Here is a 17,897-nt window from a genome sequence, read left to right on the forward strand (position 1 = left end):
CTGTGGGTCGGCGCAGCAGCGCGGAAGCCGACAGTTAAGGAACTCCCATGCAGCGAACGCCTGTTGAGGCCGGTACGCCGATGGGCAGCGCCCCCGGGAGGCAGGGGCTGCGGATCGGTGTCCTGGGGCCGCTCGAACTCCACCACGGGCGAGCGGACCGCACCCCCACGGCACCCATGACGCGCCGTCTCCTCGCGGTCCTGCTGCTGCACGCCAACCGCGCCGTACCCGTCACCGCGCTCGTCGACGAGCTGTGGGACGGCACGGCCCCACGAAGCGCCCGCCAGGCCGTCCAGACGTACGTCTACCAACTCCGCCGCGCCCTCGGGGAGCCGCCCGACACCGCCGGGGCGGTCATCGAGACGCGGCCCGGCGGCTATCTGCTGCGGCTGCGGCCCGAACAGCTCGACCTGTGGGCCTTCCAGAGCGCCGTGAGCCGGGCCCGCCGGGCCCAGGAGCAGGGCGACGACGCGACGGCCGCCGAGCGGCTGCGCGCCGCGCTCGACCTCTGGCGCGGGCCCGCCTTCGCCGGTATCGAGGCGGGCCCGCTGCTCGCGGCGCGCATCGCCCAGCTCGACGACGCGCGGCTCGGCGCGCTCGAACTGCGGATCGCCGCGGACCTGCGCCTGGGGCGCCACCGCGGCGTGCTCGGCGAACTCATGGGCCTGGCCCTCGCCCATCCGCGCAACGAGGAGTTCACCGCCCAGCTGATGACGGCCGCCTACCGTGCCGGGCGCCGCGGCACCGCCCTCGACGCGTTCCGCCGCCTGCGGCGCAACCTGGTCGACGAACTGGGCATCGAACCCTCGCAACGCCTCAGCACCCTCCACCAGGACGTACTCACTCAGGCGCCCGGCCTCGACTTGCCGGTGCGGGGGGCGGTGTCGGTGCCTGTGCCTGTGCCGGTGCCTGTGCCTGGGGCGGTTGGGCCGGTGTCCGGTGTGCCGGCCGCTGGTCTCGGTTCGCCTGCGCCTGCGCCTGCGCCTGGTTCGGCGGGGATTGGGGCTGGTACGGGTGAGCCCGTGTCCGGGGCGGCGGGACCTGGCCTCGACTTGCCTTCGGCTGCGGCGGGGCAAGGGCTCGACCTGCCGGTGCCCGGGTCCGGCAGGGCGGTTGAGGTACCGGCTGCGGGCTGCTGTGGGCGGGTGCCGCCGGCCCATCTCCCGGCGGACACGGCCGACTTCACCGGGCGTACGGACGAGCTGCGGCGCGTCCTCGACCTCGGCCGGGCCGGGTGCGCCGGGGCCGCGCCCACGGTGATCGCCCTGAACGGCACGGCGGGCGCGGGCAAGACCACCCTCGCCGTGCACGCCGCCCACGCCCTCAAGGACCGTTTCCCCGACGGCCAGTTGTACGCCGTGCTGCACGACACCGACGACCGCCCCCTCGCCCCGGCCGACGTCCTGCACGCACTGCTGCACGGCACCGGCATGCGGCCCGAGGACATCCCCGGGACGGCCGACGGGCGTGCCCGTGCCTTTCGTACCTGGTCGGCCGAGCGGGCGCTGCTGATCCTCCTCGACGACGCCGCCGGCGCCGAGCAGGTGCTGCCGCTGCTGCCCGGCAGCGGCAGCAGCACCGTCCTGATCACCTCCCGGGTCCGCCTCGGCGGACTCCCGGGAGCCAGGCTCCTCGGACTCGGGCCGATGGCCGCCGCGGACGCCGCACGCCTGCTCACCGAAGTCGCGGACCGTACGGACGACTTCGCGGGCGACGAGGCGACCGAGGGCGAGGCGATCGAGGATCAGGCGATCGGGAGTGAGGCGATCGGGAGTGAGGCCGAGGCCGTGGCCCGGGTCGTCCGGCTCTGCGGCCTGCTGCCGCTCGCGGTGCGCGCGGCGGGCGAGAAACTCGCCGCCCGGCGGATGTGGACCACGGCCGGCTTCGCCGCCCGCCTGGCCGACGAACACGTCCGGCTCGCCGAACTCCGCAGCGACGTCTTCGACATCCGGGCCCGCCTCCAGCACGCGCTGCACCGGCTGCCCGCCGCCGACCGGCACTCCCTGCGGCTCCTCGCCGCGTCCGGCCCGGGCGCCTTCGCCCCGCACACCGCCGCGCAGACCCTCGGCGAGACCGGCAGCGGCACGGAGCGGGTGCTCGGCGCGCTGCTCGACCAGCACGCCCTGGAAGTCGTCGGCCCCCGCCACGCCGTCCGGTTCCGCATACCGGAGCTGCTGCGCCTCACCGCCCTGGCCACGGACGGCGCGGGCACGCCCGGCCGTGGACTCGCCGCCGTACCGGACGACCGGTCCGCTGCCGGGCTGCCGCCCGTCCAGGCCCCGGGGCCGCCGCACGCCGGGTGGCGCGGATCCCGGGCGGCCGCCAGGAGCAGGGCCTTTGCCAGGGCTTGAGCGGCACTTCACACATCCTTGACCGGGATCCCGCACTGTCGGTGACGGGCTGCGGATCGCGGGTGCCGCCCCGAGCGCCGTCCGTCCCGCCGGGGCAGGCAGGACGGACGGCTGCGCCCACACCTGCGCCCACACCTGCGGCCCACACCCGCCGAGCCCCGCCTCCTCGAGCTCCCCGAGTTCCTGAACTCCCCGAGCTCACCCAGCCCTCCGAGCCCTCCGAGCCTTCGAGCCTCCGAGCCCTCCGGGCAAACCTCTCCGAACAGGCCCTTGTGCGGTTCTTGAGGCTCTGCTTCGAATCCCTTGACCCGCCGCTGCGAGGCTCGCCCTCAACCCACCCGACGGGAACGGCGGAAGGACGCAACGGTGCTCGATGACGGCCTGTCCTGGTACGTACGCGGTCACCTCGAAGCGGGCGGAGGGCGCCACGGCCGCGGCCCGCTCGCCCCACTCCTCGGCCGCGCAGCCGAACTCTCGGAAATGACACGGCAGTTGACGTCCGACGACACCGGCCCGCTCACCCTCACCGGCCCCGTCGGCGTGGGCAAGAGCCGGCTGGCCGCGGCGGTGTTCCGGCACCTCGGGAGCCGCTTCGAGCGGGCCTGCCTCGCCGAACTCGACACCGTGGACCCGCAGGGCGACGGCCGCGCCGCGGACCTGCTGCACACGGCGGCCGCCGACGGCACCACCCTCCTCGTCCTGGACGGCGGTACCCGGCCGCGCCGCGAGATCGCCCCGCTCGTCGCCCGCCTCGCCTGCGCGGCCGACGGCACCCGGATCCTCACCGTCACCCCCCGCGCCCTCGGCCTGTACGGGGAGCGCCGCCTCCCGCTCGCCCCGCTCGCCGTGCCCACATCCGCCGACGCCGCGGACCTCCAGCGGCTCGGCCGCGTCCCCTCGGTGCGGCTGCTCCTCGACCGCACCCGCTCCGTACGCCCCGGATTCCGGCTCAGCGACGGGAACCGGGGCGCCGTCGCGGAGCTGACCCGGCGTCTGGACGGGCTGCCCCTGGCTGTTGAACTCGCCGCCGCCCGGCTGAAGGTGGCCTCTCCGGCGCAGCTCCTGCGGGAGCTGGACGCCTCGCCCGACGCGCTGCGCGGCACTCCGGCCGACACCACCTCCGCGCACCTGACCATGGGCCGGGCCCTCGAACAGAGCTGGCAGGGCCTCGCCCCCGGGCGGCGTGAACTCCTCGCCCGGGTCGCGGTGTTCGCCGCGTCCTTCGACGCCGACGACGTCGCCGGGACGCTGCGGCTGTCGGCCGGGCAGGCGCACGGAGTGCTCGACGAGCTCCTCGACCGCAACCTCGTCGTGAGCGAGGAACAGCCCGACGGCGGCCTCCGCTTCCGGATGCCCGGCCTGACCCGCGCCCACGCCCGGGCGTTCCTGACCCGGCGCGACGCCTGGGAACCGGTGTGCCGGGGCCACGCCGCGTACCTCCTGCGGCACACGCCCACCGCGCTGCCCCTGCCCGACGGCGGCCCGCGGCCCGAGGCGGGGCCCCGGGACCCGGAGGTGCCCGACGGGGTGCCCGAGGGGGTGCCCGACGGGGTGCCCGAGGGGGTGCCCGACGGAGTGCACTCGCTCACCCCGCGCGAGCAGGAAGTGGCCGAGCTCGTCGCCGAGGGCCTGACCAACCGCGAGGTGGCGCGGCAGCTCGGCATCGCCGAGTGGACGGCCGTGAACACGCTCCGCAAGGTCATGCGCAAGCTCGGCTGCCCCTCCCGCGTGCACGTCGCCAACCGCCTGCGGCAGACCGACGGCCGGCCCACCGTCCCACCGGACCGCCCTGCGCGAGGTCACGCCCAGGCAGCAACGGCCCCTACGAGACGGGCGGTCGCGTAGCGCACCCACGCGACCGCCGACCACATCCCCGCCCCCCGACCGCCCCCGGTCACGCCCCCGCCGCCCCCGTCAGCTCCGCGAGTGCCGCCCGTAGCCACTGGTCCGGGGGGAGGGCCACCGCCCCCTTGCGCAGGCGGTCCAGGCGGGTCGTCCGTTCGGGGCCCGGCAGGGTCAGCCCTTCGTCGATGGCCTCGGCCAACTCCCGTACGTCGAAGGGGTCCACGAGCCGACAGCCCTCCGCCAGATCGTCCGCCGCCCCGGCCTCGCGGGACAGGACGAGTGCCAGGTCGCGGCGGCTGACGACAACGCCCTCCTTCGCCACGAGGTTCATGCCGTCCCGCACCGGGTTGACCACGAGCACGTCGGCCTGCGCCATCGCCGCGAGCCCGCGCCCGAAGTCGTTGTGCGTCTCCAGGAGCACCGGCCGCCACCCCGGCCTGCCGTAGCGTGCGTCGATCTCCCGGGCCAGCTCGGTGACCTGCCGGGTCAGGGTCCGGTAGGCCGCGAGGTCGGCGCGGGAGGCGTACGCGAGCACGAAGTGCACGACCCGGCCGTGCTGTTCGGGGTGCAGCTCAAGGAACCGGGCGAAGCCGCGCAGCCCGCGCAGGATGTTCTTCGACGGCTCCATCCGGTCCACCCGCACCACGAGCCGTACGTCCTCGCCCACCGCCCCGCGCAACTGCCGCTCGTGCGCCCGTACATCGTCGGCCGCGGCCCGCTCGAGCAGCGCCCCCGCGTCCACTCCCACCGGGAAGCAGCGCACCCCCGACCACCGACCGTCCCCGCCGCGCACCGCCCGCCGCCGCCGGTCGACGGCGAGGCCGAGGCGCTCGCAGCACGCCAGGAACGCCTCCGCCCAGCGCGGCACGAGGAAGCACACGAGGTCCGCGCCGAGCAGCCCGTCCACCAACTCCCGCCGCACCGCCGCCGGGAGCACCTCGAAGCGGTCCGGCTCGGCCCAGGGCGTCATGGTGAAGTGCGCGCTGCGCACATCGGGGCGCAGCGCCCGCAGCCGGCGCGGCGCGAGCGACAGGTGGTAGTCCTGCAGCAGTACGGTCCCGCCGGGCGCCGCCGCCTCGGCGCAGCCCCGCGCGAACGCGTCGTTGACGCGCCGGTAGCCCGCCCAGTGCGGCCGCAGCGCCGCCCCGGACACCGGCCCGCCCGGCAGCGGCAGCTGGTGCTGCACGAACCACAGCAGCTCCGTGGACACCGTCCCGTAATAGCTCGCGTAGTCCTCCCGGCCGTGCGCGAGCAGCCGCACCCCGATGGGCCCCTCGGGCAGCTCGACGCCCTCGACCCGGCCGGCCGCCGCCCGGTCCTCACCGGTGAGCGCGCTCGCCACCCACACCCCGCCGTACGAGGCGAGAGCGGGCCCGAGCACGGCGATCAGACCGCCCGCGCCGCGATGGCGCACCACCCGCCCGTCCGCGTCCCGGCGGCGCTCCACCGGCCCCCGGTTGGAGGCGATCACCAGCCGGGCGCGCCCCTGGTGTGCTGCTGCCGACGATGCTTCCACGTCCCTGCCCCCTGCGTCGGGGCACCGCCCCTGGAGCGGCGCCGTCGAGCCCCATCTGCCCCTCGTACAAGGGGAGTTACCTCATCCGGCGGCGTGGACCGAGAATGTAGCGGCTGCCCCTACGCTCTGCGCCGAACGGACCCGGAACTCCCTTCCGCGAGGTGCCGCATGAGCTTCACCGGTGACGCAGAGCCCGCCTGTACCACCGTCGTGCAGCCGCACGACGTGCCCGAGCGGAGCGCCCAGGCGTTCCACGACTATCTCGCCGTCCGGGCCCGCACCATCGACCTGCCGCAGCACGAGGTGCGGCGCCTCATCGACGGCCGCACCATCGTCGTCACCGGCGCCGCGGGCTGCATCGGCCGGGCCCTGCTGCGCGAGCTGGCACCGTACGCGCCCCGCCGGATCATCGGAGTCGGCCTGGAGGAACAGCCCGACCTGCAGGCCCTGCCTGAAGTAGCCGAACTGCCCGACGGCGTCGAGCACATCACCCTCGACATCCGCGACGCCGACGCCCTCACCGCGCTGCTCCGCACCGTCCGCTGCGACCTGGTCTTCCACCTGGCCGCCCAGCGCGACCCGGGCCTGGCCGAGCGGGAGGTGGCCCGCACCGTCACCACCAACGTCCTCGGCACCCGCAACGTCATCGACGCCTGCACGGCGGCCGGAACCGAGCGGCTGGTCCACGCCTCCACCGGCAAGGCCCTGCGCCCCTACACCAGCGATGTCTACGCCCAGAGCAAGCGCACCGGCGAGTGGCTCGTCGCCGACGCCGCCGCCCGCTCCGGCCTCACGGCGGCGGCGGTGCGCTTCACCCACGTCGTCGACAACGCCATCGTCCTCGACCGCTTCCGCACCTGGTGCCGGGCGGGCGAACCCCTGCGGCTGCACGGCCGGGACACCGTGTTCTACGTCCAGTCGGCCCGCGAGTCCGCCCAGTTGCTCCTCGCCGCCGCACTCACCCCGCCCGACGGCCTCTTCCGCCTCTACGCCCTCCACGACCTGGGCTGGCCGGTGGCGCTGTACGACCTCGCGCTCGGCGCGGTCGCCGAGTCCGGCCGCCCCGCGCGCATCGAGGTCGTCGGCCCCGAACCCGGCTACGAGAAACTCCCGTACCCCGGCGTGTACGACCCGCGCCACAGCGGCGACGTCAGCCCCCTCATCAACGGCCTTGAGGCACCCCGCACGGTGCGGGCGCCCGGCGTCCCCGACGTCGACTGCGCCGTCGGCCACGCCCCGCTCACCCCCGAACTGCGGGAGAGCTACGCCCACTTGGCGTGGGTCTGCGACCGCTCCGCCCGGCAGGACGAGATCCGCGGCGTCTTCGACGCCCTGGCCTGGAGTCTCCTCGGCCACGCCGTGGCGACCGCCGACCCCGCCTCCGTACGCCGCATCACCCGCCTCACCGAACCCCACCGGCCGCACATGAGCGACGAACACCTGCGCATCGACGGCCTGTTCCGCAAGCACTCCGGAGCACCCACGGCCCCGGACGAGACCGGAGCATCCACGGCCCCGGACGAGACCGGAGCATCCACGGCCCCGGACGAGACCCGAGCATCCACGGCCCCGGACACCCCGGACGAGGCCGGAGCAGGAAGGAGCGACGATGCCCCCGACGCCTGAGCCCACCGGGACACCGGCCGGCGCGGCTGCCACCCGGACCGCGCCGCCGCCCGCCGCGGCGCCGGACGCCCGCCCGTCCCCGCACCTGCGCACCCTGCTCGCCGCCCAGGCCGTCGGCGCCCTCGGCCTGTCCGCGGGCGGCACCGCGGGACCGCTGATCGCCGGGGACATCCTGGGCTCGGCGGCGCTCACCACCGTGCCGCTCGGCCTGCTCGTCCTCGGCACCGCCGGATCGGCCCCGCTGACCACCGCCCTGATGCGCCGGCACGGCCGCGCCGCCGGCCTCACCGCCGCCTACGCCGTCGCCACCGCCGGCGCCGTCCTCGTCGTCGCCGCCGCGGCGACCAGCGGAACGGCGCTGCTGCTCGCCGGGAGCCTCCTCCTCGGCGCCGGGAACACCGCCGTCATGCTCGGCCGGTACGTCGCCGCCGACGCCGCACCGGCGGCCGGCGCCGGCCGTGCCGTGAGCACCGCGATGACCGCCGTCACCGCAGGGGCCGTCCTCGGCCCCACCCTCATGGGCCCCGCCGCAACCCCCGCACACGCCCTGGGACTTCCCGGCGCCACCGGCCTGTTCCTGCTCGCCGCCGTCACCTTCCCGGCCGCCGCCGCCGTCACCCTGCGCCTGCAGCGACGGCTGCCCCGCACCGCCGCCGGCACACCCCCACCGCGGTCCGCCCCGGCGGCCACCACCCGCCCCCGCACCGGCCCCCGGCGCACCCGCCTTCCGCTCCTAGGCCGTGTCCGTAAAGTCCCTCCCCCAGCCTCCGGCCGGGAGGTGCCCCCAGCCCCGCGACGCCTGGCACGCACTCTCGCCGCACCGGGCGAAGGCCCAAGTACATCCAGTACGAGGGCCTGCGCCCGGCACGCCGAGAGCACGCTCCCCCAAGCTCTCGACTGTGCTCGAGCAGGGGGGACCCCCATGACGCCGCAGGGCCCGCCCTCCGGGCGGACGACGGGACTTTACGGACACGGCCTAGCCCTGGCCGTGATGGGCTGCGCCAACCTGACGATGGTGACCGCGATGGCGGCCGCCCCGGTCCATCTGCACGCCCACCACTGGACCCTCGACACCCTCGGCCTGCTCGTGGCCGGACACGTCCTGCTGATGTTCGGCCCCTCCGCGCTGACCGGCCGGCTCACCGACCGGATCGGCAGCGCGCTCACCGCCCTGTCGGGAACGGCCGTCCTGCTCGTCGCCCTCCCCCTGGTCGCCCTCGCCGCCGCCTCCCCGGCCTGGCTGACGGTGCTCGGCATCCTCCTGCTCGGCCTGGGCTGGAACCTCGTCCTCATCAGCGGCAGCGCCCTGGTGGTCCAGCGCACCCCCGCCGAGCACCGACACCGCGCCGAGGGCCTCGGCGAGTCGGCCATGGGCCTGGGCGCCGTCCTCGGCACCGTCGCCCTGGCGGGCCCGCTCATCGAGGCGGGCGGCCTGCCGCTGCTCTGCCTCGCCCTCGGCGCCGTCACCCTGCTCCCGGCCCTGCCCCTGGCGAAGGGCCGACGCGGATGACCCCGGCCTACGGGTCCGGCGCCGCGCGGCACGCCCGGTGGCGGCCCCCGGAAGCGGTGCTCTTCGACTACTCGGGCACCCTCTTCGACGACACCTCGGTCCTCACCCCGGGCCGACTCGCCGCCCAATGCGCCCTACGAGGAAGGGAGTTGCCGCACCGGCAGGCCGCCGCCCTGTGCACGGACATCCAGGCCGCCGTCGACTCCGCCGAGGGCCGTGCGCTGCGCGCGGACGCCGACCTGTCCCGGGAGGGGCACCGCGCGGTGTGGACCCGGCTTGCCCGTACGGCCCCGGGCAGCGACGCGCTGGTCGCCGAGGCGTTCTACGCCTGCGTCACCGCGTCGGACGCCTGGCGCCCGTACCCCGACACGGAACCCGTTCTGACCGCCCTGCACCGGGCGGGCGTACCGGTCGCCGTCGTCTCCAACACCGGCTGGGACATCCGCGGTTCCTTCGCCGCCGCCGGTCTCACCGGACTGGTCACGGCCTTCGTGCTCTCCTGCGACCTGGGCGTCCAGAAGCCGGACCCGGCGATCTTCCACGAGGCCTGCGACCGCCTGGGCGTCGCCCCGGGCAGGTCCCTGATGGTGGGCGACGACCCGGCGAAGGACGGCGCGGCGACGGCCGCGGGCCTCACGGCCCGCATCCTCCCCGCCGCCCGCTCCGTTGACCGTCCACGCGGTCTGGCCGAGGCCCTGGGCCCTTGAACTCCTTGCCGCGCATGGGGAGTCGGACTCTCCCGGCGCCGGGTGGGTATCGGACGGTCCGGCGGGTCGGCGGGGAGCCTGAGGTGTGAACTCCCGTACTTCGAAGGGGTGCTGGTGCTCAGTCGGGTAGCTGCCCGGCGCCGAGGGGTTGCAGGGCCGGTGGGGCTCCCGGAGGCCTTGACATCCCGGCTGCCGGAGGGGAGTCAGGGCTGTCCGGCGCCCCGGCGGGTGTCGGACAGCCCGGTGCCGGTGCCGGGGTTGCCCGGCGCCGGGCTCAGGTGTCGAGGACCTGTGTGATCACATGGCGGGCGTTGCCCGAGATCACCGGGTTGGTGCCGCGGTAGTACGCCAGCTGTGTGACCGCCATCGACAGGGCCCAGCCGCGGCCGCGGGCCCAGGTGGCGTCGTCGACGTCCACGCCCTCGCGGAAGACCTGACGGCTCGCGGCCGGCAGCAGGTTCCAGGCGGGGATCAGGTCGATGGCCGGGTCGCCGGTGCCCGCGGTGCCGAAGTCGAGGACCGCGGCGAGCCGGCCGTCGGCGGCGGCGAGCAGATTGCTCGGCATCAGGTCGGAGTGCGTCCACACCGGGGCCTTCGACCAGACGGGCTGGGCGAGCGCTGCGTCCCACGCGGCGAGGGCCGCGGCGGCGTCGAACGGCTCGTCGGTGCCCCGCAGTTGCCCGATCGACTCCCGGGTGAACGCGTCGGCGGAGGCGAGCGGGCCGCCGCGGTGCGCCGGGGGCCCGCCGTCGAGCTCGACCTTGCGGACGGCGGCGACGAACGCCGCCAGGTCACGGGCGAGCGCATCGGGCGCCAGGACCCGTCCCTCGACCAGGACTTCACCCTCGATCCACCGGTGGACGGCCCACTCCCACGGGTACTCCTCGGTGGGCTCGCCCCTGCCGAGGACCGCCGGAACGGGCACCGGCAGCAGCGGCGCAAGGCGCGGCAACCAGTGGGCCTCCTGGGCCACGACCTCGGCGCCGCCCGCGGTGAGCGGCAGCCGGACGGTGAGCTCGCCGCCGACCCGGTAGATCGCGTTCACCGTCCCGCCGGACGCCAGACGGCTCACCGGCAGGTCCGCCCACCGGGGGAACTGGGCGCGGAGCAACCGCCGGACGAGGCCCGGGTCGGTGTCCGCTTCATCCACGTGCATCTTGGCCATATGTCCTCAACCGTTCGTCCCGTCGCGTGCGCCGGCCCGGCTCCTCAGGGCCAGTCGATGTCACCGGTTCCGTTTCCGCCGACGGTCAGCAGGGTCGCAGGAGTCAGCAGGGTCGCAGGAGAAGGGGCTGTGGCGGCTGTGCACATGGGGGGTCTCCAGACAGAAGTCCTGAAAGGTAAACAGCTCTCCGGCCAGCGTTCGCCGCGCCACAGCCCCGTGGCAAGGCTGTTTGTCAAGAATTGGGGCGGGCGTCACGTCTCTTGCGTACCGTTGAGCTGGCTCTGATGTGCCTGGCGTTTGGCAAAAGTATTGCCATGCTGATGCAGAGACAGTTAAGATGCCCAGGTCGTGGCCGCAGGTCGCGCGCCAGTTCGTACACGAGAGTGATGGCGGGACTCACATGACAGCAGAGACGTCCTTCGGGGCACGCCTCAAGGCCTTGCGGCTGCAGCGTGGGCTCTCCCAGGCCGCCCTCGCCGACGGGGAGATCTCCACCGGCTACCTCTCGCGCCTGGAGTCCGGCGCGCGCCAGCCCACGGAGCGGGTGATCGCCCACCTCGCCAGGCAACTGGACGTGGACCGCTCCGCGTTCGAGGCCCCGGCCGCAGACAGCGGCGGCGGCAGCGCCCTGGCCCGGCAGCTGAGCATCGCCGCCTCCACGGACGCCGACGAGGCGGCCGAGGACCTGATCGAGGCGCTCGACGCCGCGCGGGACGAGGAGCCGCTGCTGCGCTGGCAGGCCCTCTGGCTGATCGCCGGGTACCGGCGGCGCCGCGGCGAGCGCGCCGCCGAGCAGGACGCCCTGGAGCAGCTCACCTCGATCGCGGACGAGCTGGAACTGCCCGCGCTGCAGTGCCGGTCGAGGACGCAGCTCGCCCGCTGCCTGCGCTCCCGCGGCGAGGTCACGCGTGCCCTCGGCCTCGCGGTGAGCGCGTACGAGAAGGCGAAGGAGGCCGCTCTCGCCGCGTCCGACACGGGCGCGGCGCTGCTCGCGCTGGTCTCGGCCGAGGTGGAGAGCGGGCGGCTGCCGGACGCCTGGGAGCACGCGCGGGAGCTGGTCGCCCTGGTCGCGGAGTGCGGCGGCACGCTGCCGGTGGAGGCGCTCTGGTCGGCGGCCACGGTCTGCTCGCGCCGCGGCGACGACGACGCGGCGCACGACTACCTGCAGCAGGCCATGGCGGCCCTCGACAGCCGCGACGACCCGGTCCTGTGGGCGCGGCTGCGGCTGGCCGCCGCCTCGCTGTACGTCCAGTCGCGGCCCGCCCGCACCGAGCAGGCGCGGGCCTGTCTCGCGGAGGCGGAGCAGGCCCTGTCCCTCGTCGGTACGCCGGTGCAGGAGCAGGAGCTGCTCGTGCTGCGGGCCCACCTCGCGTTCGAGGAGGGGCGGTACGACGACGCCAGGGCGGCCTACGCCGCGGTGGACCACGACGAGCTCGTGCTCGCCTACCGGGACCGGATCCGGCTGCGCACGCTCGACGGCCTGCTGCTGATCGTGGAGGGCCGGCAGAAGCAGGGACGGGCGCAGCTCAAGGAGTTGGGCGAGGAGGCCCGCCGCGCCGCCAACCTCGACCTGGCCGCCGAGATCTGGCGGGTCCTGGCCGAGACACTGGAGACCTCAGCCGCGCGCTGACCGCCAGGCACCGGCCCCGCAGCACGCAGGCCCCACAGCGCGTCGGCCCCGCACGCCCGCCCCGTACGCCCGAACGCCCGTGCCTCACGCCGAGACCTGTACGGCGACGCGGCCCGCCTCGCGCAGCACCGCCTCGCGGTAGCGCTCGCTGAGCCCCACCACCGGCGGCAGGACCCGGCACTCGTCGACGTCCCCGGTCTCGTACGGCAGCGCGAAACCGGCCAGGGGCAGCACCTTCAGCGGCAGCCTCGCGTCGAAGAGGCACGCCACCTCGGGCACCGGTGCCCCGGTCCTGGTGTCGATGCCTGCCCCGACGGCGACCACGCTCCGGCCGTCCACCGTTCCCCGCACCGCGCCCAGGGCGTGGCCGGGGCCGAACCGCCGGGCCGCCGCGGCCAGTTCGCCGCTCACCTCGGGCAGCACCCGGTCCGTCTCCAGCCAGCCGAAGGCGAGCGCCAGCTCCAGGTCGAGGCGGGGCCACTTGGCCAGGTAGTAGCGGTTGTTGCGGCGCGCCGCCCGCCCGTTCTCCGCGAGGCTGCGCGGATGCGGCAGATGCAGTCCGTACACCTCACGGCCGAGCACGATCGGGGTGCCGGCCCGCGCCACCCGCAGCGCCCACTCCTGGTCCTCGGGGCCCCAGCCCTCGAAGCCCTCGTCATAGGTGAGCCCGTGCTCGCGCACCGTGCGGGTGGTCACCGCGACCAGGCCGCCCCGCGCGTACACCCACGGGAAGCGGCCGAACGCCGAGGCGTGCTCCGGCGACCAGCGCTGGTCCATGACCACGTGGTCCTGCGCCTCGATGCGGGCGAGCACCTCGCGGTAGTGGCGGTACGGGGCGAGTTCGACCGGCCCGACCTCCTCGTCCTGGACGTCGTCGTAGCCGATCATCTGGCCCACGACGCACACGTTCTGCCGGTGCGCGTAGTACCGCCGGTAGAGGTTGTCCAGGAACCGGGTGGGCAGCGCCATGTCGGCGTCGAGGACGAGCGTCACCTGGCCGCGGGCGTGGCACATCGCCAGGTTCCTGGCGCGGGCGAGGTTCCAGTCGTCCGCGCAGAGCACCGAGACGAGGGTGAGGCGGTCGGTGAACTCCCGGCACAGGGCGACGAATTCGGGGTCGTACTCCATGGCGCCGATGAGGACCTCGAACCGGGCCGCGGGCATCGTCTGCTCCGCCAGGGACGACAGGGCCAGACGGAGATTGCCCAGGCGCTGCTTGTACGGGATCACGATGCTGAACGTCAAGTCATCATCCATGACGCGAGTGTGGCCCTGAATTGCCTAGCTTGGCAATATGTTGCCAAGAGGGGGCGGGGTGCCTTCGTCCTTCTCCTGGCCCTCGCGCACCGGATCGACCCGGAACGTGACGCGGTCCGCCAGCCGCGCCGCGAGTGCCCGCGCCCGCGCCGGGCTCTCGGCGCCGACGACGAGGTAGCCCGCCCGGTCCCCGGACTGCTGTACCGGAGCGAGCAGCTCGCCCGGGGACACCGTCAACTCCGCGCGCAGCACGGCCGGATGGGCGGCCACCTCGTCCCAGCCGTCCACACCGGTCAGGCGGCCCGGCGGGGCCACGAGGAAGCGGACCGCCGCGCCCCGCGACACGGGCCCGGGATCCCGCTGCGCGCGGCCGAGCACGTCGTCGTAGAGCAGGCCGAACAGGTCGAGCCCGGGCAGGGCGTGCGCGAGCAGCAGGTGCAGCCAGTCACCGCCCGGCCGCACATGCACCTCACCCAGGACGACCCCGTCCGCGGTCAGCCACAGCTCGACGTGGAACACCCCGAAGCGCAGCTCCAGCGCGTCCAGGGCGGCCACCACCTGCCGTTCGACCGCACGGCGGGTCTCCTCGGCCAGTTCGGCGGGCAGTACGTGCCCGACCTCCACGAAGTGCGGCGGCGGCAGCACCTCCTTCGCCGTCACGGCGAGCACCCTGGGCCCGGAGGAGAGCAGCACACCCTCGACGCTGTACTCGGGCCCGTCGACGAACTCCTCCACCAGGAACAGGTCCGGGTCCGGCAACGCGGCCACCGCGTCCGGCAGTTCGGCCACGGTCAGGACCTTGCGTACGCCGATGCTGGCCATGCCGTCGCGCGGTTTGACCACCCACGGGCCGCGCGAGGCGAGCAGGAACTCCTCGGCGTCCCGCCGCGAGGTGCACAGCCGTACCGCGGGCTGGCGGAACCCGGCCGCGGCGAGGGCGGCCCGGCAGGCGTCCTTGTTCCGCACCCGGCGTACCGCCTCGGCCGAGTTGCCCGGCACCCCGAGCAGCCGGGCCGCGCGTGCCACCGAGTCCTGCAGGGTGTCGCGGAGCCCGAGCACGATGTCGTAGCGGTCGCCCTCGGCGATCCGGGCCCGCACCCACCGCTCGACCGCGTCCGCGTCGTCCGGATCGACGGCCGACACCGCGTCGGCCAGCGCGCCGACGCCGGGCGTGCGCGCCAGCATCTCCTCGGTGTGGGTGAGATGCACCCGGATCCCGCGCGCCTGCGCCTCCGCCACGGCACGGGTGACGATGTCCACGCTGGACGGCAGCGGATTGGCACCGCCCACGAACAACATCCGCCCGGCCCGCCCGGCATCGGAGGCACCGGCATCGGAGGCACCGGCCCCGGCACGCGCGGCATCGGCATCGGCAGCGGCACTCATCGGACCACCCCCGACACCGCAACATCGGGTCGGCCCACACCCGCGCCCGTACTGGCCCCGGCGCCCGTACCCGTACTGGAGCCCGCACCCGCACCCGAAGACGCACCCACCAGCACCCGCCGCAGCCAGGAGACCCGGGCCCGGTGGGCGGCGCGGGAGATCTCCGCACCCGGCACCCACTCGTCGAAGCTGTGGAACGCCCCCGACCACACGTGCAGTTCGGCCTCGCCGCCCGCCTGCCAGATGCGTGCGGCGTACGCGAGGGCCTCGTCCCGCAGTGCCTCCACCGAGCCGACCTCGATGAACGCGGCGGGCAGCCCGGACACGTCCGCGGCACGTGCCGGTGCCGCGTAGCAGGACACGTCCGACGTGCCGCGCCGCGCACCGAGCAGCGCCGTCCAGCCTGCCCGGTTGGACGCACCGTCCCACAGGCCGACGTGTGCGAGCCGGGCCACGGAGTCCGTGGCACACCGGTCGTCCAGCATCGGGAACTGCAGCAACTGCCCCACGGGGCGCGGCCCTCTGCGGTCCCGGGCGAGCAGCGCGAGGCCGGCCGCGAGCGCACCGCCGGCGCTGTTGCCGCTCAGCACCAGCCGCTCCGGGTCGATCCCCAGCTCCGCCGCGTGCTCGGCGAGCCACACAAGACCGGCGTAGCAGTCCTCGACGGGAGCCGGGTCGGGGTGTTCGGGCGCGAGCCGGTAGTCGACCGCGACGACGGCCAGGCCGAGTTCCTGTGCCCGGTCGAGCTCACCGACCAGCTCCGTGCTGCGGTGGCTGCCGGCGACCATCCCGCCGCCGTGCGTGTGGAAGACCGCCGGGACCGGGCCGCCCGCGCCGGCCGGGCGGCAGATCAGCAGCGGCACCGGGGGCGCGCCGGGCGGCCCGGGCACCGTACGCTCCTCGATCGTGAACGCCCCGCCGCGGCGGATCGCGGCATCCGTGAGCCGGCCCGCACGCGACCTGCGGCGCCGGTCCGGAATACGGCCGGGCGTCAGCGGCATCGGCAGCTCGTCCAGGATCGCGCGCAGCGGACCGGCCAACTCCCGGTCGAACGGCGGATGCTGACCGGCTCCGACAGAGGCTGCCGGGCGGTCGGGGGTGATCGTCATGTGTCGTGACCCTTCGTCGTCCGTCGGCGCCCTCACGACTGGGGAACCAGCGCGAGAGCGTCGATCTCGAGGAGCAGATCGGGGCGGTAGAGCGCCACCACCTGGACCACGGTGCTGGCCGGCGGCCGCTCGGTGGACACGAACTCGTCCCGCACGGCCAGGACCTGCGGCACGTGCGCGATGTCGGTGACGTAGTACGTGAGCTTGATGACGTCGTCGAAGGTGAGCCCCGCGGCGGCCAGGCAGCCGCGCATGTTCCGGAAGACCTGCCGGGCCTGCGCGGCGGGGTCACCGGTGCCGACGAACACGCCCTTCTCGTCGAACGGCATCTGCCCGGCCACGGCCGCCACCTGGCCGGGCCCGGTCACGACGTGCGTGTAGCCGTCGCTGGGGGCGACCCCGGCCGGGGCGGAGACATGGGTGAGGGCGGAGCCGGGCCCGGCGGAGTCCGGCTTCTGCCCGGCGGGGTCCGGCGCCTGCGGCGTGCCCGGCGCGACCACGGTGCGCGCCGCGAACCAGGCCGCGAGCTCCCGGATCCGCAGCGCGGTCTGCTCCGCGTCCGCGCCCGCCAGGACGGCCGTGCCCGCGGGCCGGTTGGAGGCCTCGGTCGCCTCCGACGAGGTGCCGCCCACGCGGGCGGTGAGCACCACGTGCTCGACACCGTCCCGCTCGGCCACCTCCCGCTCATCGGGGAAGTCCCGCAGCCGGCCCGCCTCCGTGGCCAGGAACACGTCACCCAGCCACCGCTCGTCCGGCCGCGGCGCCACCCCGGGCGGCAGACCGAGGACCGCGCGCGCCCATTCGTCGTGCAGGTCCACACCGTGCTGACGGCGGATCATCTCGTCGAAGGAGCCACCCGGGATGCGGCCCCCGCACTCGCCGAAGACGAAGCGGTCCGGCTGCTCGAACACCTCCAGGTGGAAGACGCCGTCGTGGTGCTCAAGCGCCTTCATGGCCTGCTCGGCGAACGTGTGCGCCCGGTCGTACAGCTCGGTGCGGTGGCCTGGGTGCTCCATGACGGTGGCGACGATGCCGCCGTCCCGGATCGACAGCACGTTCTGCAGATACCGGCCCACCGAGACGAACAGCACCTGCCCGCCGCGCACGACGCCGTCGATGTGCAGCTCCGCGCCGTCCACCCACTCCTCGGTCAGGCACGGCCCCTGGGCGTCCGCGCGCTCCAACAGGTCGGCCACGGCGTGGCGTTCGGCCTCGTTGCGCCAGGACAGCACGCCTCGCGTGCCGGAGTCGGCGAGCGGCTTGATGACGCCGCGGGTGTGCGGGACGTCGCGCAGCTGCCCGGTGTGGACGATCGCGCGGGCCTCGGCGGCCGCCAGACCCGCGTCGCGTATCCGGCGCTTCTGCAGGTCCTTGTCGCGCAGCGCCAGGGCGGCGCGCGGCGTGGTGGGGCTGCGCGGGCCGCCGAGTACGGAGGCGTTGACGAGGGTGTACTCGTGCTGGCTGCACACGACATCGAAGTCGGTCACGGACAGGCCGCACCGCTCAAGGCCGGCCAGGGTCTCCTCGGCGCTCGTCGGGTCCTGCACGGGCACCGTGTGCGCGTCGTCCAGCAGAGCGGCCCGCCGTGGCGTGTCGTCACGCGTGGCGAGTACGCAGGTCACCTCGGCGCCGTGGCGTTCGAGGGCCTCGATGGCCTCCGGCCGCCAGCCGATGAGCAGCACGCTCCGTCGTGCCATGGCATGTCTCCTGTCTGCGGGGTGTTCTTCGCTGCGAGCTGTGAACGGGGTCGGAAGAGGTGCCGGGGTCGGAAGGGGTGGGCCGTACCGGACCTGCG

The 17,897-nt window shown here is 75.1% G+C and carries 12 protein-coding genes; 6 read left to right on the forward strand and 6 right to left on the reverse strand.

Translation table 11 applies throughout. From position 1 onward, the window contains the following. Positions 1-47 precede the first annotated feature (47 nt). Complete coding sequence (locus RCO28_RS31340; RefSeq protein WP_308944697.1) at positions 48-2,351, forward strand: BTAD domain-containing putative transcriptional regulator; 2,304 nt, start codon at positions 48-50, stop codon at positions 2,349-2,351. Positions 2,352-2,717: 366 nt separating this feature from the next. Next, positions 2,718-4,196, forward strand: coding sequence for a LuxR C-terminal-related transcriptional regulator (locus tag RCO28_RS31345; RefSeq protein WP_308944698.1), 1,479 nt, complete (start codon positions 2,718-2,720; stop codon positions 4,194-4,196). 49 nt (positions 4,197-4,245) lie between these two features. On the opposite strand, the gene RCO28_RS31350 is transcribed toward RCO28_RS31345, so the two are convergent. Beyond that, positions 4,246-5,712 carry a trehalose-6-phosphate synthase gene (locus RCO28_RS31350; RefSeq protein ID WP_308944699.1) on the reverse strand — a complete coding sequence of 489 codons (1,467 nt, stop codon included), beginning with the start codon at positions 5,710-5,712 and terminating at the stop codon, positions 4,246-4,248. Between the two features lie 168 nt (positions 5,713-5,880). Here RCO28_RS31350 and RCO28_RS31355 point away from each other — a divergent pair, with 168 nt between their 5' ends. Genes RCO28_RS31355 through RCO28_RS31365 form a run of 3 tightly spaced genes read left to right on the forward strand, consistent with a single transcriptional unit; the run spans position 5,881 to position 9,555 of the window. Then, on the forward strand, positions 5,881-7,338 hold the full coding sequence (locus tag RCO28_RS31355) for an SDR family NAD(P)-dependent oxidoreductase (protein WP_308944700.1): 1,458 nt from the start codon (positions 5,881-5,883) through the stop codon (positions 7,336-7,338). Further along, positions 7,322-8,848 carry an MFS transporter gene (locus tag RCO28_RS31360; protein ID WP_308944701.1) on the forward strand — a complete coding sequence of 509 codons (1,527 nt, stop codon included), beginning with the start codon at positions 7,322-7,324 and terminating at the stop codon, positions 8,846-8,848. Before RCO28_RS31355 ends, RCO28_RS31360 begins: the two co-directional genes overlap by 17 nt. Beyond that, on the forward strand, positions 8,845-9,555 hold the full coding sequence (locus RCO28_RS31365; RefSeq protein ID WP_308944702.1) for an HAD family hydrolase: 711 nt from the start codon (positions 8,845-8,847) through the stop codon (positions 9,553-9,555). The genes RCO28_RS31360 and RCO28_RS31365 overlap by 4 nt, the downstream gene beginning before the upstream one ends. Before the next feature lie 274 nt (positions 9,556-9,829). On the opposite strand, the gene RCO28_RS31370 is transcribed toward RCO28_RS31365, so the two are convergent. Then, complete coding sequence (locus RCO28_RS31370; protein ID WP_308944703.1) at positions 9,830-10,711, reverse strand: aminoglycoside phosphotransferase family protein; 882 nt, start codon at positions 10,709-10,711, stop codon at positions 9,830-9,832. A 409-nt stretch (positions 10,712-11,120) separates the two neighbouring features. Here RCO28_RS31370 and RCO28_RS31375 point away from each other — a divergent pair, with 409 nt between their 5' ends. Further along, complete coding sequence (locus tag RCO28_RS31375; RefSeq protein ID WP_308944704.1) at positions 11,121-12,350, forward strand: helix-turn-helix transcriptional regulator; 1,230 nt, start codon at positions 11,121-11,123, stop codon at positions 12,348-12,350. Positions 12,351-12,434: 84 nt separating this feature from the next. On the opposite strand, the gene RCO28_RS31380 is transcribed toward RCO28_RS31375, so the two are convergent. From RCO28_RS31380 to RCO28_RS31395, 4 genes are read right to left on the reverse strand one after another with little or no spacing between them, the layout of a single operon-like run. After that, positions 12,435-13,607, reverse strand: coding sequence for a glycosyltransferase (locus RCO28_RS31380; RefSeq protein ID WP_308944705.1), 1,173 nt, complete (start codon positions 13,605-13,607; stop codon positions 12,435-12,437). A 24-nt stretch (positions 13,608-13,631) separates the two neighbouring features. Further along, positions 13,632-14,993, reverse strand: a complete 1,362-nt coding sequence (locus tag RCO28_RS31385) for an ATP-grasp domain-containing protein (protein WP_308944706.1) — start codon at positions 14,991-14,993, stop codon at positions 13,632-13,634. Next, positions 14,990-16,102, reverse strand: a complete 1,113-nt coding sequence (locus RCO28_RS31390; RefSeq protein WP_308944707.1) for an alpha/beta hydrolase — start codon at positions 16,100-16,102, stop codon at positions 14,990-14,992. The genes RCO28_RS31385 and RCO28_RS31390 overlap by 4 nt, the downstream gene beginning before the upstream one ends. Positions 16,103-16,134: 32 nt before the next feature. Then, on the reverse strand, positions 16,135-17,799 hold the full coding sequence (locus RCO28_RS31395) for a Rid family hydrolase (protein WP_308944708.1): 1,665 nt from the start codon (positions 17,797-17,799) through the stop codon (positions 16,135-16,137). Positions 17,800-17,897: the final 98 nt, after the last annotated feature.

Source organism: Streptomyces sp. LHD-70, from assembly GCF_031157275.1.
Classification (GTDB): domain Bacteria; phylum Actinomycetota; class Actinomycetes; order Streptomycetales; family Streptomycetaceae; genus Streptomyces.